At 38.3% G+C, this 19,099-nt stretch carries 18 protein-coding genes and 2 tRNA genes; 3 read left to right on the top strand and 17 right to left on the bottom strand.

Annotated features, from left to right (window positions below; genetic code table 11):
* Positions 1–141: 141 nt before the first annotated feature.
* From ADH27_RS01395 to ychF, 12 genes are all read right to left on the bottom strand, one after another.
* A complete protein-coding gene (locus tag ADH27_RS01395) occupies positions 142–624 on the bottom strand; it encodes a hypothetical protein (protein ID WP_006595314.1) in 483 nt (160 codons plus the stop codon).
* 172 nt (positions 625–796) lie between these two features.
* Positions 797–868, bottom strand: a tRNA-Glu gene (locus ADH27_RS01390).
* A 115-nt stretch (positions 869–983) separates the two neighbouring features.
* Positions 984–2,957, bottom strand: a complete 1,974-nt coding sequence (gene ftsH / locus ADH27_RS01385) for an ATP-dependent zinc metalloprotease FtsH (RefSeq protein WP_006595315.1) — start codon at positions 2,955–2,957, stop codon at positions 984–986.
* 10 nt (positions 2,958–2,967) lie between these two features.
* Complete coding sequence (hpt, locus tag ADH27_RS01380; RefSeq protein ID WP_048715123.1) at positions 2,968–3,510, bottom strand: hypoxanthine phosphoribosyltransferase; 543 nt, start codon at positions 3,508–3,510, stop codon at positions 2,968–2,970.
* Positions 3,511–3,515: 5 nt separating this feature from the next.
* Positions 3,516–4,790, bottom strand: coding sequence for a tRNA lysidine(34) synthetase TilS (gene tilS, locus ADH27_RS01375; RefSeq protein WP_048715122.1), 1,275 nt, complete (start codon positions 4,788–4,790; stop codon positions 3,516–3,518).
* A complete protein-coding gene (locus tag ADH27_RS01370) occupies positions 4,790–6,073 on the bottom strand; it encodes a serine hydrolase (protein WP_048715119.1) in 1,284 nt (427 codons plus the stop codon). Before ADH27_RS01370 ends, tilS begins: the two co-directional genes overlap by 1 nt.
* Positions 6,066–6,194, bottom strand: a complete 129-nt coding sequence (locus ADH27_RS10480; protein WP_260469288.1) for an SP_0009 family protein — start codon at positions 6,192–6,194, stop codon at positions 6,066–6,068. The genes ADH27_RS01370 and ADH27_RS10480 overlap by 8 nt, the downstream gene beginning before the upstream one ends.
* The gene (locus tag ADH27_RS01365; protein ID WP_023024832.1) at positions 6,194–6,562 is read right to left on the bottom strand and encodes a septum formation initiator family protein; all 369 of its coding nucleotides are present in this window, start codon (positions 6,560–6,562) and stop codon (positions 6,194–6,196) included. The genes ADH27_RS10480 and ADH27_RS01365 overlap by 1 nt, the downstream gene beginning before the upstream one ends.
* Positions 6,555–6,821, bottom strand: a complete 267-nt coding sequence (locus tag ADH27_RS01360; RefSeq protein WP_023024830.1) for an RNA-binding S4 domain-containing protein — start codon at positions 6,819–6,821, stop codon at positions 6,555–6,557. Before ADH27_RS01360 ends, ADH27_RS01365 begins: the two co-directional genes overlap by 8 nt.
* Positions 6,822–6,884: 63 nt before the next feature.
* Positions 6,885–10,397: a transcription-repair coupling factor gene (gene mfd / locus ADH27_RS01355; protein WP_048715117.1), complete on the bottom strand. Its 3,513-nt coding sequence runs from the start codon at positions 10,395–10,397 to the stop codon at positions 6,885–6,887.
* Positions 10,390–10,959, bottom strand: coding sequence for an aminoacyl-tRNA hydrolase (pth, locus tag ADH27_RS01350; RefSeq protein ID WP_048690437.1), 570 nt, complete (start codon positions 10,957–10,959; stop codon positions 10,390–10,392). Before pth ends, mfd begins: the two co-directional genes overlap by 8 nt.
* Positions 10,960–11,029: 70 nt before the next feature.
* Positions 11,030–12,145 (bottom strand): redox-regulated ATPase YchF, encoded by a 1,116-nt coding sequence (ychF, locus tag ADH27_RS01345; RefSeq protein WP_048715116.1) that lies wholly within the window; start codon positions 12,143–12,145, stop codon positions 11,030–11,032.
* Between the two features lie 158 nt (positions 12,146–12,303).
* Here ychF and ADH27_RS01340 point away from each other — a divergent pair, with 158 nt between their 5' ends.
* Positions 12,304–12,798 (top strand): DUF1307 domain-containing protein, encoded by a 495-nt coding sequence (locus tag ADH27_RS01340; protein ID WP_048715115.1) that lies wholly within the window; start codon positions 12,304–12,306, stop codon positions 12,796–12,798.
* Between the two features lie 184 nt (positions 12,799–12,982).
* Here the strand turns inward: ADH27_RS01340 and ADH27_RS01335 are convergent, their stop codons facing one another.
* The 5 genes from ADH27_RS01335 to ADH27_RS01315 form a co-directional block, all read right to left on the bottom strand.
* Positions 12,983–13,174, bottom strand: a complete 192-nt coding sequence (locus ADH27_RS01335; RefSeq protein ID WP_048715113.1) for a DUF951 domain-containing protein — start codon at positions 13,172–13,174, stop codon at positions 12,983–12,985.
* A 63-nt stretch (positions 13,175–13,237) separates the two neighbouring features.
* Entirely contained in the window at positions 13,238–14,374 is a 1,137-nt protein-coding gene (gene dnaN, locus ADH27_RS01330; protein ID WP_006595327.1) for a DNA polymerase III subunit beta, read from the bottom strand.
* Positions 14,375–14,534: 160 nt separating this feature from the next.
* Positions 14,535–15,905, bottom strand: coding sequence for a chromosomal replication initiator protein DnaA (dnaA, locus tag ADH27_RS01325; protein ID WP_048715111.1), 1,371 nt, complete (start codon positions 15,903–15,905; stop codon positions 14,535–14,537).
* Positions 15,906–16,154: 249 nt separating this feature from the next.
* Positions 16,155–16,916 (bottom strand): ParB/RepB/Spo0J family partition protein, encoded by a 762-nt coding sequence (locus ADH27_RS01320; RefSeq protein WP_048715109.1) that lies wholly within the window; start codon positions 16,914–16,916, stop codon positions 16,155–16,157.
* 65 nt (positions 16,917–16,981) lie between these two features.
* Positions 16,982–18,160, bottom strand: a complete 1,179-nt coding sequence (locus tag ADH27_RS01315; protein ID WP_048715106.1) for a S1C family serine protease — start codon at positions 18,158–18,160, stop codon at positions 16,982–16,984.
* A 202-nt stretch (positions 18,161–18,362) separates the two neighbouring features.
* On the opposite strand from ADH27_RS01315, the gene rlmH reads away from it, so the two are divergent.
* Positions 18,363–18,842, top strand: coding sequence for a 23S rRNA (pseudouridine(1915)-N(3))-methyltransferase RlmH (gene rlmH, locus ADH27_RS01310; RefSeq protein ID WP_048715104.1), 480 nt, complete (start codon positions 18,363–18,365; stop codon positions 18,840–18,842).
* A 44-nt stretch (positions 18,843–18,886) separates the two neighbouring features.
* Positions 18,887–18,960 (top strand) — tRNA-Arg (locus ADH27_RS01305).
* Positions 18,961–19,099: the final 139 nt, after the last annotated feature.

The following is a 19,099-nucleotide window of genomic DNA, read 5'->3' as shown; positions in this document are numbered from 1 at the left end:
TTGTTCAGTTTTCAAAGGTCTTTGTCGCTCTCGCGCGACAACTATATTAGTATATCACGACCACTTCGCATTGTCAATATCTTTTTTCTATTTTTTTAAATTTTTATTTTTATGAAAAAGGATGCTTTGTTACATCCTTTTTCATAAATGATGATCCTTGAAATCTTTCAAGTATTCTTGGAGCCTTCTTTTCATCTTTGCTTTTCCTGAAAAACGTTGATTCATCAGTAGTTTATCATATTCTTCTTTTTCTTGATCGGTTAGGTTTTCTCTGAACTCCTTTAGGGCTCCTCTTAATAGGACTAGTTCATCCAAAAAGAGTTCTTTTGAACGAAGTCGATGGCTAATCTCCCCAATCTCTGTGTAGGGTACTTTATTTAACTTCCTCTTATCACTTTCTTGTTTTCTAACTTTATCCTTTATGTGATTGCGAAACTTTGTTTTGAAGTAGGTTAATAAGATTTCTTCATTTTCTTCTACTTCAGGATTACTTATTTGTAACTCATACAGCACTAATCTTCCTTCTTGTTCCCAGTCTGCATGATCCCAAAGATGAATATAAAATTCCTTCTCACATTTCCATACTATCCATTTTACTTTCTCATATGATTTTTTAAAGTTCATTGGACCTCCTTTCTAACTTGTTTTCATTTTAAAGGAGGTTAGGATTTATTTGTGCTGTTTTTTCTATTTGGAATCTTTTCTAACTCTAATCGGTCTTTATTTTAATAAGAATGTCAAAATAGTGTTTTTTTCATACAAAAAAAGTTGCTACGAATGTAACAACTTTTTGCGATAGTCCGTACGGGATTCGAACCCGTGTTACCGCCGTGAAAAGGCGGTGTCTTAACCCCTTGACCAACGGACCATTTTTACAACGTAATCTATTATATCAGTTCATTTTTATCTGTCAATACTTTTTTTAAAAAAAGGAGCCGAATTTTTCGGCTCCTTCTAAAAGTTTTAGAAGACTCTAAAGTTTATTACTTATTTTCTTCCATTTTAGATTTAATTTCTTCATAAGATAATGGTTTAGATTCTTTTTCTAATTCTAAATCAGTATCTTCTGGCATTTTACCTGTTTCATACAATGACTTAATTTGAACACTGTCCAAGGTTTCGTATTTCAACAAGGCTTCTGCAATCAACTTGTGTGTTTCACGATTGTTCTGGATGATTTCAGCTGCTTTATTGCGAGCTTCATTCAAGAGACTTCTTACTTCTTCATCAATTTCATATGCAGTTTGCTCTGAAATGAATTTTTGAGTCGTTTGAGCTCCAAACATAGCATGGTTGCCTTCGTATTGAACTGGACCAAGTTTTTCACTCATTCCATATTCCGTTACCATAGCACGCGCCATTTGGGTCGCTTGCTCAAAGTCATTGGAAGCCCCTGTGGTTTGAACGTTGAAGATAATTTCTTCTGCAACACGTCCGCCCATCAATCCAGCCAATTGTTCTTTCATATCTTCTTTAGAAAGAAGCATTTGGTCTTCTTTTGGAAGAGCAATCATATAACCACCAGCACGTCCACGTGGAACGATGGTCACCTTGTGAACAACACGAGCATTAGATAGGACTAATCCGACAATGGTATGCCCTGCCTCGTGGTAAGCAACCAATTCGCGTTCCTTTTGAGAAACTGTTCGGTCTTTCTTAGAAGGACCAGCAATCACACGGTCTTCTGCTTCATCAATATCAGATGCATCAATAACCTTCTTATTGCGACGGGCCGCTACCAGAGCTGCTTCGTTTAAGACATTTTCAAGATCCGCTCCAACAAATCCTGGTGTTTGTTGGGCAACTAGTTTCAAGTCGACATCTTTGGCTAATGGTTTGTTTTTAGCATGGACTCGCAAGATAGCTTCGCGTCCTTTTACATCTGGACGACCAACTAAAACCTTCCGGTCAAAACGACCTGGACGAAGGAGGGCTGGGTCTAAAACATCTGAACGGTTGGTGGCTGCAATCACGATGATGCCTTCGTTTCCTTCAAAACCATCCATCTCAATCAAGAGCTGGTTGAGGGTTTGTTCCCGTTCATCATTTCCCCCACCAAGGCCAACTCCCCGTTGACGTCCAACAGCATCGATCTCATCGATAAAGATAATGGCTGGAGCTGCTTTTTTAGCATCTTCAAATAGAGAACGAACCCGGCTTGCACCGACACCAACAAACATTTCAACGAAGTCAGAACCTGAAATACTAAAGAATGGTACGCCAGCTTCACCTGCAACTGCTTTAGCAAGTAATGTTTTACCAGTTCCCGGAGGGCCTTCAAGAAGAACACCTGCTGGGATACGGGCACCCAATTTTGTAAAGCGTTTTGGATCTTTTAAGAATTCAACCACTTCAACGAGTTCTTGTTTTTCTTCTTCAGCCCCTGCTACATCTGAAAAACGAACCTTGATATCTTCTTTATTGGTAGCACGCGCTTTGTTACGGCCAAAGTTCATAGCACCGCGGGCGCCACCGCCTCCTCCTTGATTCATCATAGAGAAGAAGAAGAACATCACGATGACAAATGGAACAATGGAAGTCAGAATGGTAATCCACATTCCACTTGAGCTTTCCCGTTTAATAGTGATGTCAGCCTTATGTTCGGATGCTAAGTTTTGTAGTTCTTGAACAGTCAAATCAGACGGTAAGATCACACTCGTGAAGCGAGTCACCTTACTTGGACTTGGAGTGAAAAATTGAACCCCTGTATCATCCTTGCTGGTTTTTGCTTTGTTATAGGTACCGGAAATTTCAATGACACTACCGTTTGGCTGATAGCTAATTTCCTTGACGTTGTCTGATTTAAGCTCTTTTACCAATTCTGTATAATTGATTTGCTGACTTTGTCCGATACTATTTCCAGCAAAGAAATACTGAAAACCTGTAACAGCAGCTACAATAATCAATAAGTACAGAAAAGGATTTCGAACAAAACCATTGTTTTTGTTATTTTTCATCTAGTTTCCTCTATTTTGAATACACTTCTTCTTTCAACACTCCGATATAAGGAAGGTTTCGATAGTTTTCATCGTAGTCTAAACCATAGCCCACAACAAACTCGTTTGGAATGGTAAAGCAAGTGTAATCTGCTTCAATCTCAACCAAGCGTCCTTCAGGTTTATCCAACAAGGTAGCAATTTTAACAGATGCTGGTTGACGTCCTTCAAACAATTCTTTCAAACTCTTAAGAGTTTTACCAGTATCAATGATATCTTCAACAAAGAGAATATCTCGACCCTTAATTTCTTGGTCCATATCTTTGATGATATTAATCACGCCTGAGCTTGATGTTCCACCATGATAGCTAGACACTAGCATAAAATCCAACTCAATATGCGTATCAATATGTTTGATCAATTCCGCCATAAATGGGACTGACCCTTTTAAAATCCCTACTAAAATCGGATTTTTCCCTTGGTAATCTTCTGTCAGTCTTTGACCAAGTTCACGTGCTGCAGTCACGATTTCATCGTGGGAAATGAGTATCTTTTTGATATCTTGTTCTAACATCTTTTTTACCTATCTATTTTCTGGATATAAATTGTATCCTTCATTATACCATTTTTTAATTCCTTACTCAAATCACTGATCGCAATTTCAGGAATAGCCAGTATTTGTTTATCTTGTTCTAAAACCACCAGATTGTTTCGTTGATTTAAAGGGATTTTTTGGTTAATCAACAATCTGCTAATTTTTCTATGGTGACCGTTCATCAGAATACGATCTCCCCTTTTACGGGGGCGAATAAAAACTGGGTGGTTGTTTGGAAGTGGGATTGCCTCCATATATGAATCGCTTGGTTCCACTCCAAATAAAAAGCGATAAGCACCTACTGTCTTTATGGTTCCAAATTGTAACAAATCTTCTGACATTCGGTCATCCGTCCTACGACTGATTTTCCGAATTTCAAAATAGTGATAGTCTTTGTAAAGTTCATAACCATTCTTTAGAACTTGTTGCGTATTGGACTTGGTCACTACTATTCTATGTAATTGTTCAAATTGTGCCCGACTCAATTGCAAATCTGGAAAACTAGCTAGATACTCTTCCAGCAAATAAATCTGAACAGCTGGTGATTGCTTTTGAAACTGTGTCACATCTTGTGGATTCAAATCTTTGGTCAACTCTTTTAAAGCCTGGTGCCAATGACTGAGATCCTCTCCTAAGTTGACCAAAGTACTCGTTACTTGGGGATTTTCTTCTTCTAACAGTGGGAGATAACGATGACGGATACGGTTACGGAAATAGTCCAAGGAGCGGTTGCTCTTATCCTCGAAATGAAAAATTTCTGGAAAATCCTTTTTTTTGAAATGTAAGAGGGGACGAATCAATACACCCTGTCCAAATGGTTGTTTTAAAGGAATACCTTTTAAATGCCGTGGACGACTCCCACGAATCAGACGCATTAAAATCGTTTCTGCCTGATCATCCATATGATGAGCGGTGACGAGAGCGCTACAAGCTTCTTCTTTCATAACTTTTTCAAAGAAATCATAGCGGAATTGTCTAGCTCGGCTTTCAGAAAAAGGACCAGAGAAATGGGCAACCTTCAGCGGTAGATGTTTTGCTTCAGCTAATGCTCGAATTCCTCTTTCTTCTTGGTCAGCTTCAATGCGTTGGTGATGATTGACATGAGCAAGTACGAGGTCGATTCCTAATTGGTGCCGATAATGGTAGAGCCAATCCAGTAAGGTCATGGAATCCACCCCTCCTGATAAAGCCAAAAGGACTTTTTGATGAGATTCAAAAAGCCCCTCCTTTAGACAGAACTGAAGAAATTTATCTTTCATTACTGTAAAACCTCATAAATATCTTTGGCAATTGCTGAGATAGTCTCGTAATCAGAGTGATCCGTAAAAATAGCTAAAATAAATGGTGATTCTGTATAAACAATGGCAACATCATGACGGAAATCATAGGCATCTCCAATCTTGTGAGCGACCTTGACTGGGATATCTTTTGAAATTCGTTGATCATCAAAGCGAGTCTCTGACAGAGCATCAATGATTCCACCATTTTGTTGGTAGATAGCTTCCATGACATTTCCTGCCATTTTTGGAGATGCCATTCTAGTTTCTACATTCCACGTTTTTCCTGCAATCTTATTGGTCACCTTTTGAAATTCTTTGTCTGATTGATGCGTTACATAATAGCCTAAAATGTTTTGCGCAACATTATCAGATTCTTTGGCCACTCGGTTAATCAAATCAGCGACGGTATAATCCTTATCATCCGGTGTTTTTGAAATACTTCCACTGCCTTCCGGTTCATAAGCTCCTGGATAATCATTGACTTCTTTTATATATTTTAAAGGAGTCTGCAAATCTACACGGTTTTCGTTTACCTCTTTTTGAGTATAGTACAAATACAAGAGCTTGGCTATACTAGCAGAATACATTTCCTGGTCTTCATGTATCCCAGCAGTCTTTCCAGTATCCACCTGCTTCACGTAAACTGCAATTCCGTCTTTGTTGTACTTCTGATTGAGAATCTCTTGGACTTTCTCCATCCGATTATCTGTAGCAGAAAGTTCATCTTTTGCAATCCACCCCTGGCCAGAAATTTCTAGATAGGTCCCTTTTAAAGTTTTGGCAGTCTTGGTGATTTCAACCTTACTATAGGGAGTTAGACTTGTTTTTTTGCTTTTTGCGCCATTTACCAAGGGTTGATCATAAACTGTAAAAGAGGATGTCAGCCACATGGTTTTTTTTTCTTCTGTTAATTCCAAAATCGAATCTTCGTAAATTTGATCTTGATCAGCTACTACATACTGTTTATTCGATAATTTAAAAACAGATTTCCCTTGGTCGTTCACAAACAATTGATCAACAGTAAAGGGAGTATCTGGCTTGATTTCCCCAGCTTTTTGACGCAATTCTGGATCCGAATAGGTCACGATTGGCTGATAAACATTCGGATTGGACGGTATGGAGACAAAGAAATGATCCTGAGTCCCTATTTGACTAGTGTATGAAGAATCAGCAGTCAGTGGAACTTGGACTTGGGATGAATCAGATAAGGGTTGGGTGACTAAGAAAGTAGGAAAAATCATCCAATAAACTAACTTATTCATCCTTGCTCCTTTCCTGAGTTTCTTCTTGCAATTTTAAGGCTTGATTTTTTTTAGCTAACTCTTCTAATTTTGTATCAGAATATTCTAGAAATTGTTGAACGGTTTTTACAATATTTTCCATTATTTCGGTAATAAATTAGGTATCGTATAAATATATTCGCCATCTTTAGAGAAGGAATATTTTGCGCGTGCATATTTTGCAGCGTATTCGTCATCCTTCAACTTCTCTACGATATCCTTTTGATATTCTTTTTCCTCAAGGGTTTGCTGATATTGTTCTTGCAATTGAACGTATTGTTGTTTGCGTTTTTGAAGCGTCTGGTAACTCTGAGCCAGATTATAAGTTGGGAGAATAAACAATAAAATAATTAAAATGAGAACCCAACCCATAAAACGGTTCTGTTTTTTTCGCTCCTCATTCTGGTATTTCTGACGCTGATGTTCGTCTTGAATATACCGATTATTCATTTGTACAATATTTTTAGGCATCTTCTTCTATCCTTGTTTCACGAATGATTTCATACATTTTAGACGCATCTTCTTTTTTAGTACTATCTAACATTTCCAACACTTTTACTGTCAATAGCTTATTTCCAAAGCGAACTTCGACTTCGTCATTTACCTTCAAGTCGGTTGAACTTTTCGCTAGGACCCCATTGACTTTGATGCGCCCCTTATCGGCTACTTCTTTAGCTACAGGGCGTCTTTTGATAATGCGGGAAACTTTTAAATATTTATCTAATCTCATCGTATCACCTCTAATGTATTATTGTACCATTTTTTTAGAAAGAGCCTAGTAAAATCTTTCTTTCTAGTCTTGTTTTTCCATTTTTTCCTGCTTGATGGCCAGTAATTTTTCCCCAAATTGTCGCAAGCCTTCTAAAATTTCGAAGTCTTTTTTATTTCGCACATCAAAGATTAATTCAATCAATCCTTGGCTTTCTGCAATACGAGCTTTTAAATTAGTTGCTGATAAGGCAGCAAAATAATCTTGAGTCAAGAAAAGTTGCTTGGTAATTGGCTCAAATTTTACCGTTAGTTGATTATCTTTTCGATCAACCACTTTAACAAAGACCTGGTCCAGATAAGATTTGATAAACCCTATTTCTAGGAGATAGGCTACCACATCAGGATATTCTCCGAAACGATCAATCAATTCATCTTGCAGCAGTTCATAATCTTCTTGAATTTGAATTTCTCGAATACGTTTGTAAATTTCAATTTTTTGACGTTCATCGGAGATATAATCACTTGGAATGTAGGCATCAATTTGGAGATTGAGCTCCGCATTTCCTTTTTGGCGTTTTTTCTCTTTTCCTTGTTTCTTCTCAATAGCAGCTTCGAGTAACTGTGAATACATTTCAAATCCGACGGAATCGATAAAACCAGATTGAGAAGCCCCTAAAATATTCCCGGCACCACGAATAGACAAATCTCGCATAGCAATCTTAAAACCAGACCCCAATTCAGTGAATCCTTTAATGGCTTCAAGACGCTTTTCAGAAACTTCTGTCAAGGTTTTGTCCGGCCGGTACATCAAATAAGCATAGGCAATGCGATTGCTTCGTCCAACCCGTCCTCGCAATTGGTAAAGGGTAGACAAGCCCATATGGTCGGCATTTTCAATAAAGAGGGTATTGGCATTGGGGATATCCACACCTGTTTCAATAATGGTGGTCGTAACTAAAATATCATACTCACCTTCAATGAAATCCATCAAGGTGTTTTCCAACCGTACCTCACTCATCTGTCCATGGACAAACCCAATAGAGGCTTCCGGTACCAATTCTTGTAACTCTGAAACTTTTTGCTCAATGGTATCTACCTTGTTGTAGAGATAATAAACCTGACCTCCCCGATCCATCTCCCGACGAATAGCATCTCGGATAATGGTTGGATTGGTTTCTAAGACATAGGTTTGAACAGGATAACGATTGGTCGGCGGGGTTTCAATAACGGACAAATCCCGAATCCCCAACATAGACATATGAAGGGTACGAGGAATGGGCGTTGCCGTTAAGGTTAAGACATCGACTTTTTTCTTTAACTCCTTGAGAGTTTCCTTGTGTTTGACACCGAACCGTTGCTCCTCATCAATCACGATAAGACCGAGATCCGCAAATTCCACATCCTTAGATAAGAGACGGTGGGTTCCAATCAAAATATCGACCTGGCCTTTTTTTAGTTTTTCCAAGGTTTCTTTTTGCTCAGCACGACTACGGAAACGACTCAAGACATCAACTTCTACTGGAAAGGCTTCGAAGCGTTCTTTGAAATTGGCATAATGCTGTTGAGCTAGGACCGTTGTCGGAACTAATACGGCCACTTGTTTATGGTCTTTGACAGCTTTAAAGGCCGCTCGCATAGCAACTTCTGTCTTCCCAAATCCCACGTCTCCGACCAAGAGGCGATCCATAGGGCTTGAAGATTCCATATCCTTCTTGATTTCTTGGATAGAGCGAATCTGATCATCTGTTTCAACATAGGGAAAAGCCTGATCAAAAGCTTCTTGGTTCTCATCGTCTGGAGTAAAGGCAAAGCCTTGCAATTGGCTTCGCTCTGCATAAAGTTGAATCAGATCCTCTGCAATATCCTCTACTTCCTGACGGACCTTTTGTTTAGCCTTTTGGAAGCGACCATCGTTGAGTTTGTTGATTTTAGGAGGTTTACCATCACTCGCAACATACTTGGACAGCATCTGGATTTGATCCACAGGGATGGAAATCCGGTCTCCATTTTGATATTGGATGGAGACATAATCTCGGTGGACACCAGAAATTTCAATGGTTTCTAGTCCCAAATACTGACCAATTCCATGAACCTGGTGAACAACGTAGTCTCCCTTTTCCAACTCATTATAGTTTTTTAACCGCTCAGCGTTGGAAATGGTTTGCCGACGAATCTTTCGTTTAACCTTTTTCTGGAAGATTTCTGTCTCTGTAATCAGGACAATCTTCTCATCCACAAAGTGGAAGCCACGCGCTGACCCACCGATGACCAACTGGCTCTGTCCTGGATGAAGCTGATCGGGTGCAAGATAATCCAGTTGGATCCCGTAGTCTCTCAAGTGCTCTTGTAACTGGTGGAGTCCTTGTTTACTCGTCACCTGAAGAATGACTGTGTAATCTTGTTTACGGAAACGGTCAATTTCATCTTTTAAAAGAGAGAACTGACTGAAGAATTCCTGCATGGGGTATTGGTTAAAAGAATAGAGGGCATCAAATCGCAGATTTCCCAAGCCTTTTTGAAAATTTGAAAAATAAGAAGCTGGTTTATAAGTGCGTAAGAGTGCGCTATTGTCCGCAAAATACTGGGCTTCAGCGAAAGAGCGACTCTTTTGTAGGTCCTCTGTCAAAAGGTTAGCAACGTCTACATCAAACCGCGCCTCCTGATCCATGATTTTATGGTAATCATCCAAAAAAAGAGGAGCATGTTTGGGGAGGTAATCAAAGAGAGTGTAGGTTTGCTGATAAAAAAGAGAGAGAAATTTTCGACTATCTGCATGCAGACGCTGGTGATGCGCTTCTGTGAGAATCTCAGTCAAATAGGATTTTAACTCTGGATGAGGACTTTTTTGAATTAGATTTTCTAGATTCTTCTGTCCTCTTAAAAAATCATCTTTAGTTAGTAACATATCACTAACTGGATGAACTGTTACCACATCTAGATTTTCTAGTGAACGTTGAGTCTCTGGAGAAAAGGTCCGAATGCCATCAATCTCATCTCCAAAAAATTCCAGGCGATAAGGGAAATCTTGACTGGCTTCAAAAAGATCTAAAATATCCCCTCGAAGACTAAACTCTCCCTGTTGGCTTACCTGTGAAACCTTTTGATAGCCCATGGCCAGGAGGGTATCTTTCAACTCTGTCAGATTTTTTTCTTCTCCAACAGAGAAAGACTGAATCATAGAGCTGACAGTCTTTGGATTAGGTAAGAGCAAACGACTACCACTTACATTGGCAATGACGATCCCTTCTTTTTCTGGAGCTAAAAGAAAATCCAGAGCTTCCAGACGAGAAAAGACCCGTTCCTGGGAAGCAAAGACAAACTCTGCCAAAGGATTGTCATCTCCGAGGAAAAGATAGACCTTTTCTTCGCCTAATAATCCCAATAAATCACTGGCGAGCCGTTCTGCTTCATTTTGGGAAGAGGTCAAGACCAAGACCTTGTGTCCGTCTTCGACAACTGTCGCCATGGTAATGGCTTTTGTAGACGAAGACAGTCCTAGTAGAAGAGAGCGACTTCTTTTTTGCTGGTCTTGTTGCCATTTTCTAATATTTTTATTTTGTTGAAATAGATCAACCAGTGTCTTATATTTATCCATTGTATTGTTGCATTGTTTTCTCAAACTGCCCTTCTTTTAAATAAAAACGAAGGGCTTCTTCTGATTTGTCGATAGCAAGGAGGATGGTGGCATAATCATCCTGGTCGAATTTTCCTAAGACATGGTGGACTACTGACATGCCATGCTTGGGTCTTCCGATTCCAATCTTGATGCGATTAAAGGTCTGAGTGCCAATATGGTTGATGATTGATTTGATTCCGTTGTGGCCTCCAGCTGATCCTTTGGCCCGAAGGCGAATCTTGCCAACTTCCATATCCAAGTCGTCATAAATAACGACCAAATCTTCCACCTCTAGGCCATAATAGGTCAAAAGCGCGTGCACGGCCTTGCCACTCTCATTCATAAAAGTGGTTGGTTTGACTAAAAAGACCTTTTCTCCATCTATAAAGGTGGAGGTCACATCTGCTTGAAAAATCTTATCATGTGAAAAGGTGAGGTTGAGAGACTTCGCCAGCTGATCCACTAACATAAAGCCTACATTGTGTTTGGTTTCCACATATTTATCTCCCGGATTTCCCAATCCGACGATTAATTTTGTCATTTACTTTCCCTTTCAAAAGCCAAAAGGGTTGGAATTTTTTTCCAACCTTTTGGTTATTTACTTGTTTTCTTTATACATTGAAGCGGAATTCCATGATGTCGCCATCTTGAACGACATAGTCTTTTCCTTCTTCTCGCAAGCGTCCTGCTTCTTTTACAGCCTTTTCAGATCCATATTTGACCAAATCATCATAAGACATGGTTACAGCACGAATAAATCCTTTTTCAAAGTCAGAGTGGATGATTCCAGCTGCTTGTGGAGCTTTCATACCACGTTTAAAAGTCCAAGCGCGAACTTCTTTTTCACCAGCTGTGAAGTAAGTTCCAAGTCCAAGTAAATGGTAAGCTGCACGCGTCAACTTATCCACACCTGATTCTGTCAAACCAATGGCTTCAAGAAACTCTTTTTTATCTTCATCGTCTAACTCAGAAATTTCTTCCTCCGCACGCGCAGAAATCACTACTACTTCTGCATTTTCTGTTTCTGCGAATTCACGAATTTGTTTCACATAATCAATCGAATCTGGGTCTCCAACCACATCCTCATCCACATTCGCTACATAAAGAACTGGTTTAGTGGTCAAGAGGAAGAGACCTTTGACAACTTTTTGTTCTTCGTCTGTGAATTCGATGGTACGAGCTGACTTCCCATCTTCAAGCACTGGCTTAATCTTTTGGAGGACATTAAATTCTGCAACGGAATCCTTGTCCTTTTGTGTACGGGCCATCTTTTCCACACGCGCATAGCGTTTATTCACAGATTCTAAGTCAGCTAGAATCAATTCTAGGTTAATGGTATCAATATCTGCTAGTGGATCGACAAAGGCATCTTCACGGCCTTGCTCCCGCATGACATTTTCATCATCAAAAGCACGTACCACATGGACAATAGCATCCACTTCACGGATGTTGGCCAAGAATTTATTACCGAGACCTTCTCCTTTTGACGCACCTTTTACAATCCCTGCAATATCTGTGAATTCAAAGGTTGTCGGAACTGTCTTCTTAGGAGTGATCATTTCCGTTAATTTTTGGAGGCGTTCATCTGGAACTTCTACCATTCCAACGTTTGGATCAATGGTCGCAAAGGGATAGTTTGCAGCCTCTGCTCCTGCTTTTGTAATTGCGTTGAATAGGGTTGATTTACCAACGTTTGGCAAACCAACGATACCTGCTGTTAAAGCCATTTTTCTTCTTCTCCGTTCACATTTCAATCCCTTTTATTATAACATAATTCAAAGCACAAGATGATGAAAAAATGCTCTCCCTTAAAACTAACAGTCACCTGTCCAATTCCATAAGAATATGGTATAATCAAACCAATAATAATAAAGGAGTTTTCGTCATGAAAAAACTATCAATTAAATCGATCCTTCTGCCTCTTTTAGCTATCTTTACTCTCTTTCTTCTGGGAGCTTGTGGACAAAGTACAAAAAAAGGTTACCTTCAATTGATTAACCAAGATAAGAAAACTGACATTCGTGTCATTGTTGAATATCAGGGGGATAAAATTCTAAGTACAGATTCTACAAGTGTTATCTACTACGAAGGTACAGGATTGCCAAAAGAACAATTAAAAAAAGTTATTGATGAATACGATAAAAAATTCAAAGATGTCAAAGGATTCTCACACTCTGCAGAATACAAGGATGACTATGTTGTTGAGAAAACAAAGATCGATTATACCAAGGCAGATTTAAAAGAATTACAAGAAAATCAGTTAATTGCTGCACAAGAAAATCAAAATGTTGATTACATTGGCTACAAGACAACACTTAAAACCTTTAAATCTAATGGCTTCAAAGAAGTAAAAGATGGAAAATTTGAAGAATTAAAATAATACAAAAGAGAGTGGGACAAAAGTCCTAGCCTCTCCATTGTTTTTGGATTGTCGAGCAAGACGCAGTGGTTGAGTGGGCTCTACTACGCTGATTTCATCAGCTTTTACAGCCCTACTCAACTGTGCGGAGGTGGGACGACGAAATCGAATTCTATCGAATTACCGATTTCTGTCCCACTCTCTTTTACAATACTTTTTTCATTTTTCGATCAAAATCATGACGACTCATCATGACTATATGATCACAATTGCTACAACGAATTTTAATATCTGCCCCTACTCGCCGAATTTCCCAACGATTGGCTTTTTTCCCTGTTGCTTTAATAATACAAGCATGGGATTTTTTCATTTCTACAAAATCACCGACCTGATACATGGATTTTCCTTTCATCAACATAGAAGACGAAAAGCTAGCCTGTTCAATGCTAGCTTTTGGCCCTTAATTGGTCCGAACTGGTGTAATTAATTGAATGAAGCGTTCAGACTCCTCTGCTGGTACCAATGTAAAGGGACGAACTGCAGAGATGAAGCGAATGACGACTTTTTCACTTTCAATAGCTTTCAAAGCGTCGATTAAATAAGTTGGATTAAAGCTGATGTTTAAATCATCTCCCGAAACTGCTTCTGTATCAATTTCTTCATTCACGCGCCCTACTTCAGGAGAATTGACGTGGGCAGAAACGACCCCACTAGCGATTTCTAATTTAACAGTACCGTTTTGAGTAGCATTAGACAACAAGCGGGCCCGTTCCATGGCTTGGCGAAGATGAGCAACTTTAAAGGTTACTTCCGAACTAAACTCTGTTGGAATCAAGCGATCCGTATCTGGATAGTTTCCTTCCAACAGGCGTGTATAGAAACTGATATTGTCACTTCTAAATAAAATCTGGTTATTGGCAAAGAAGACTTCAACCTGTTCAATCTCATCTGAAAAGACAGACGTTAATTCGCGTAAAGAACGGCTTGGAATCACAACATCAAAGTTATCCCCATTTTTTTCAAGGGTAATATTTTTTTGACTCATTCGATGAGAATCAGTTGCCACCGTTTTTAATTCCTTGTGATCAGAAAGAACAAAATGAACTCCTGTCAAAATCGGACGACTTTCTTGGGTACTTGCTGCAAAAGCTGTCTCAGAAATGATTTTCTTCAAAGTTTGAATTGGGAGCGTTAGAGGGTTGCTGGCTGAAATTTCTTGAATACGAGGATATTGTTCTGCATCTTTTCCTTTAAGAGTAATTTCTGATTTTCCACTAACTAATACAATTTGTTTTTGTTCGATTTCTTTCACATCTAAAACGACATCTGGTAGACTGGATACAACATTGATAAAGAAAGTTGCTTCTAAAAGAATAGCACCTGGTGTCGTTACTAGAAGACCTGCATTTTCATCTTTAACAGAAATAAAGTATTCGATTGAGATTTGTCCATTTGATCCAATGAGAGTAATACCTTCAGAAGTTACATCAATCTTAATAGTGGATAAGATTGGAATTGCATTTTTTGAACTAATGGCTCTTTTTGTCGTATTTAAAGCTTGTAGAAAATAAGCCTTGTTAATAGAAAAATTGATCATGAGATCTCCTTTTATTATTTTAGTATTAGTAAGTTAATAGTAATAGTAGAGTATGTGGAACATGTGGAAAACTCTTCTAAAGCCAGACAGGAATTGAAAAGTTCCTTGTTCACAACATGTGGAAAAAGAAGCAAGTTTTTCTAGGATTGTCCACATGGGATTACTTTAATTTTTTCTTGATGGTTTGAATCTCAAGTCTGAGATTGTCATCAATTTCGATCATCCCTTTGATTTTTTCATAAGCATGCATGACCGTTGTGTGGTCTTTTCCTCCAAATTCACGGCCGATACGAGGAAGACTATTGTCGGTCATCTCGCGGGCGAGGTACATAGCTACTTGTCGAGCTAGGACAATATTTTGAACCCGTCGAGAGCCTTTCATTTCATTGACACTGACATTGTAAAATTTTCCAACTTCCGTTTGAATCTTTTCGATAGGAATCACCGTAATTTGTAAGGCTTCATTCTTACGAGCTCGAATGGCTTCAGCTGCGACATCAATTGTAATATCTTTGATTTTTTTTACTCTTGCCACAAGAGAGATATCATTCAACGCACCCTCTAAGTCTCGGACGTTAGAATCAAATTGACCTGCTAGGTATTCAAGTGTATCATCAGGGAAAGTAAAGTCCAGGTCTTCGATTTTATTTCTCAAAATTGCGATTCGAGTTTCAAAATCTGGTGGTGTAATATTTTGCGTCAAGCCCCACTTAAAGCGCGTGACTAGACGTTCTTCTAAGCTATCTAAATGATCAGGACTACGATCGCTTGTTAGGACAATCTGCTTATTATCCCCATAAAGAGCATTAAAGGTATTAAAGAACTCTTCTTGAGTTGTAACCTTTTTTCCTCCAAGCGATTGAATATCATCAATTAAGAGCAAATCCAAGTTTCGATAGGTTTTTTTAAAGGTATCCATATCATTGAGGCGAAGACGTTCTAAAAATTCATTGATAAAGGATTCTGCTGGGATGTATTTTACTCGAGCATTTGGGTAGTTTTCCATAATCTGATTCCCAATCGCGTTGAGCAAATGCGTTTTACCTAAACCGGGTCCTCCATAGATAAATAAAGGATTATAAGTGGTAGCAAGGTTTTCAGAAACTGCTAAAGCGGCAGCCAAAGCCCATTGATTTCCATCTCCACTTACAAAATTATCAAAGGTGTATTTCTTTCTTAATCCTGTTTGGATAGGAGGTAAATCTACTATCGGAGCATGGCTCACTGCATAGTCTCTATTCATTTCTGAAAGGGGAATAAACTCTTTTTCTTCTTCCTCTTCTTCAAGATTGAATTGATAGGAAATGGTTAATTCTACTGCATAAATTTCAAATCCAGCAGTCAAAATCACCTTTGTCATATTCTCTTCCCAGAATAATTTTTTCACTTCCGCATCTAAATAAATAACGGCTTCTTGTTGATCGACTTTGATGAGTCTTGAAGTAAGGACAAAATAGTCAAAGATTTCTTTTTTAAATGTCTTTTTACTTAATTCAATCACACGATTCCAGAATGTTTCTTCTCTTGACACTTATCGCCCTCCTATTCATTTTTACTTGCTATGTTTTTCTTATTTTATCATAAAAGGAGGGAGTTTTCCACAACTTGTTCTGAGGGAATAAAAAAGAGTTTTTTCCACAATATGTGAATAGTTATCCCCAATGTGTGTAGAAGTTTTCCACAAGTTGGGGAAAAGAGAAAAGAAAGTAGGAATATCATGCAAGGAGGAGTTGTAAAGAAGTGGATAATTCTGTTAATTGTTCTATAAAAAATAACAGCCTCATTTGAGACTGTTAATAATTCGCTGGTATTCATCAAGGTTGTTAAATGAAATATGAATACTACCTTTTTCTTGTTTTGTCAGACGGATTTCTACTTCGGTTCCCAGCATCTTTTTTAATCTGTTTTCTTCCTGTGCTAAAAAGAGTTCTTTCTCTTTTTTACTTGGCCTTTTCTTTTTTTGACCAACCTTTTCTTCCAAACTACGAACGCTTAGTCCTTCTTTCAGGGTTCGTTCCAACCAATAGATTTGTAGATCTTCTTTTAAAGGAACTAAAATGCGGGCATGTCCTTGTGAAATTTGATCATTTTTGATGGCTTCTTTGACAGCTGGTGAGAGATGAAGTAAACGGACCATGTTGCTGATGTAAGGACGAGATTTTCCCATAAATTGTGCAATTTCTTCATGGGTAGCCCCTTTATCAATAAGATGTTGGTAGGATTCGGCCTCTTCAATTGGATTCAAATCTTCCCTTTGTAAATTTTCGATAATGGCTTGTTTGATCATGTCATCATCTGATAAGTCTCTTATAATCGCAGGGATTTCTTTGAAACCAGCCATTTGAGCTGCTCGGTAGCGTCTTTCTCCAGCAAGTAGTTCATAACCAACAATCGGAGATTTTCGAACAATAATAGGCTGGATTAATCCATTTTCTTTGATTGAAGCTGCGAGTTCTTCTAATTTCTCTTGTACAAAGGTTTGACGAGGTTGAAAAGGATTGGTTCGTATTTGCCTTATGTCAATAATATCAATTTTTTCCATGATGTATATAGCATAACACACCTTTACAATTTCGTAAAGGTGTGTTGACACTGTTGTAAATTTACTTAATTTCCAAGATTTTCTGTAGATTTTGTCAGCTCAATGGTCGCTGTTTTTTGCTTACCATCTCTATAGAAAATGACTTTAATTTTATCACCAATTTGATGAGAATAGAGGGCAGATTGTAAATCCGCAGTTGATTCAATGGTTGTATCATCGATTTTTGTAATGATATCTAATCGACGCAAATATTTGGATGCCGGCATATCATTTTCGACTGAGCGGACAAGAACTCCACCTTTGAGTTTGCTTGGAATGTCTAATTGGCTAAGATCAGAAGAGGATAGGTTAGCCAGGTCCATCATGGTAATTCCAAGAGCTGGACGAATGACTTTACCATTTTTTTCTAAATGTTCAATAATATTTTGCACATCATTTATAGGAATAGCAAATCCCATTCCTTCAACCGAAGTTTGGCCATTTGAAGAGATTTTACTTGAGGTAATTCCGATAACTTGTCCCTGAATATTGATAAGGGGACCACCAGAATTCCCTGGGTTGATGGCAGCGTCCGTTTGCAACGCTTTTGTAGATACGTTTTGGCCATCTTCTGATTTGAGCTTCACAGTACGTCCGAGACTAGAAACAATCCCTTGGGTAACGGAATTGGCAAATTTTGTTCCTAAAGGACTACCAATAGCGATTGCGGTCTCTCCAACAGTCAACTTAGATGAATCTCCAAATTCAGCCACAGTCGTAACATTATCTGAACTGATTTTAACAACCGCAATATCTGAGAAGGTATCAGAACCGACAACTTCTCCGGAAACTTTATTTCCGTCTGCAAAGAGAATGTCGGCTTCTGTTGCTCCCATCAACACGTGAGCATTGGTTACTAGATAAGCGTCTTTACCATCTTTTTTATAGATAACTCCTGAACCTTCACTAGCCACTTCTGGATCAGAATCTGTTTCTCCATTGATAAAGCCTTTTTCAGAGGTTTCAGCGTAGGTAATAACAGAAACAACAGCATTTTTAACCTTATCAACAGCTTCACTAGTTGATGTTGTATTCTTATAAGCACGATTAACTTTGGTAGATTTTATTTCTTGGCTAGAATTTGTAGAATTCCCCTTGGTAAACTGGAAAGAGGTCAAGGTCCCTAAGATTCCTCCAGTAAACCCAATGACAAGAACAAGCAAAAGTTGCAAAGTTTTTTTTAGAAAATTTGATGGTTGTTTCATAGTTTTCTCCTATTTATTCCAATTATGGAAAAGTATAGATCTAGTTTCTTAATTATAACTTAAAATGGAAATTTTTTCCACAAGTTGTGGAAAACTGTGTATAAGTGTGAAAAACGTGAGAATAGAGCCATTTTTTGAAAGATAGATTCTGTCTTATTTGTTGAAGACTTGTGTATAAGTTCATTTGTGTTAGAATATGAATATGAAAATTAAGATTGTAACAGTTGGAAAATTAAAAGAAAAGTATTTAAAAGATGGAATCGCCGAGTATACGAAACGCTTGGGGCGGTTTACGAAGATAGAAATGATAGAATTACCGGATGAAAAAACTCCTGATCGGGCCAGTGATTTAGAAAATCAGCAAATCCTAGAAAAAGAAGGAAATCGCATATTAGCTAAAGTTGGAGATCGTGAGTATGTGATTGCCTTAGCGATTGAAGGGCAACAATTTCCATCTGAGAAGTTTAGTCAAACCATAGAAGAGGTGACTGTACGAGGGTATTCTGAAATTACCTTCGTGATTGGTGGGAGCCTAGGCTTGTCTCCAGCAGTTAAAAAACGAGCAAATTTACTTATGAGTTTTGGAAAGTTAACCCTTCCCCATCAATTGATGAAGCTTGTTTTAATCGAACAAATCTACCGGGCATTTATGATTCAACAGGGAAGTCCTTACCATAAATGAATCTTGACGCTCCTCCTATTTTCTGATAGAATAAAAAGACATCTGGTCTCATAGCTCAGCTGGATAGAGCATTCGCCTTCTAAGCGAACGGTCGCAGGTTCGAATCCTGCTGGGATCAAAATAAAAAAACGTGATTTTTACAGAAATCACGTTTTTTTTATTACTTGGTTTTTTTTAAAAAAAACTAGAGTTTTTTCTAAACAGATAGGATAAAAAATTTGTAAAAACTTGATTTTTTGTTCCAAATAGCTGTAAAA

It is taken from the genome of Streptococcus sp. 343_SSPC, from assembly GCF_001072385.1.
Lineage (GTDB): Bacteria > Bacillota > Bacilli > Lactobacillales > Streptococcaceae > Streptococcus.
Note: the sequence above shows the minus strand (reverse complement) of the source record. Positions and strands in the feature narration are given on the sequence as shown.

Bases quoted from the DNA above. Each gene is read 5' to 3' on its own strand.
- ADH27_RS01395 (WP_006595314.1), bottom strand. From the start codon at position 624: ATGAACTTTAAAAAATCATATGAGAAAGTAAAATGGATAGTATGGAAA.
- ftsH (WP_006595315.1), bottom strand. From the start codon at position 2,957: ATGAAAAATAACAAAAACAATGGTTTTGTTCGAAATCCTTTTCTGTAC.
- hpt (WP_048715123.1), bottom strand. From the start codon at position 3,510: ATGTTAGAACAAGATATCAAAAAGATACTCATTTCCCACGATGAAATC.
- tilS (WP_048715122.1), bottom strand. From the start codon at position 4,790: ATGAAAGATAAATTTCTTCAGTTCTGTCTAAAGGAGGGGCTTTTTGAA.
- ADH27_RS01370 (WP_048715119.1), bottom strand. From the start codon at position 6,073: ATGAATAAGTTAGTTTATTGGATGATTTTTCCTACTTTCTTAGTCACC.
- ADH27_RS10480 (WP_260469288.1), bottom strand. From the start codon at position 6,194: ATGGAAAATATTGTAAAAACCGTTCAACAATTTCTAGAATATTCTGAT.
- ADH27_RS01365 (WP_023024832.1), bottom strand. From the start codon at position 6,562: ATGCCTAAAAATATTGTACAAATGAATAATCGGTATATTCAAGACGAA.
- ADH27_RS01360 (WP_023024830.1), bottom strand. From the start codon at position 6,821: ATGAGATTAGATAAATATTTAAAAGTTTCCCGCATTATCAAAAGACGC.
- mfd (WP_048715117.1), bottom strand. From the start codon at position 10,397: ATGGATAAATATAAGACACTGGTTGATCTATTTCAACAAAATAAAAAT.
- pth (WP_048690437.1), bottom strand. From the start codon at position 10,959: ATGACAAAATTAATCGTCGGATTGGGAAATCCGGGAGATAAATATGTG.
- ychF (WP_048715116.1), bottom strand. From the start codon at position 12,145: ATGGCTTTAACAGCAGGTATCGTTGGTTTGCCAAACGTTGGTAAATCA.
- ADH27_RS01340 (WP_048715115.1), top strand. From the start codon at position 12,304: ATGAAAAAACTATCAATTAAATCGATCCTTCTGCCTCTTTTAGCTATC.
- ADH27_RS01335 (WP_048715113.1), bottom strand. From the start codon at position 13,174: ATGTATCAGGTCGGTGATTTTGTAGAAATGAAAAAATCCCATGCTTGT.
- dnaN (WP_006595327.1), bottom strand. From the start codon at position 14,374: ATGATCAATTTTTCTATTAACAAGGCTTATTTTCTACAAGCTTTAAAT.
- ADH27_RS01320 (WP_048715109.1), bottom strand. From the start codon at position 16,916: ATGGAAAAAATTGATATTATTGACATAAGGCAAATACGAACCAATCCT.
- ADH27_RS01315 (WP_048715106.1), bottom strand. From the start codon at position 18,160: ATGAAACAACCATCAAATTTTCTAAAAAAAACTTTGCAACTTTTGCTT.
- rlmH (WP_048715104.1), top strand. From the start codon at position 18,363: ATGAAAATTAAGATTGTAACAGTTGGAAAATTAAAAGAAAAGTATTTA.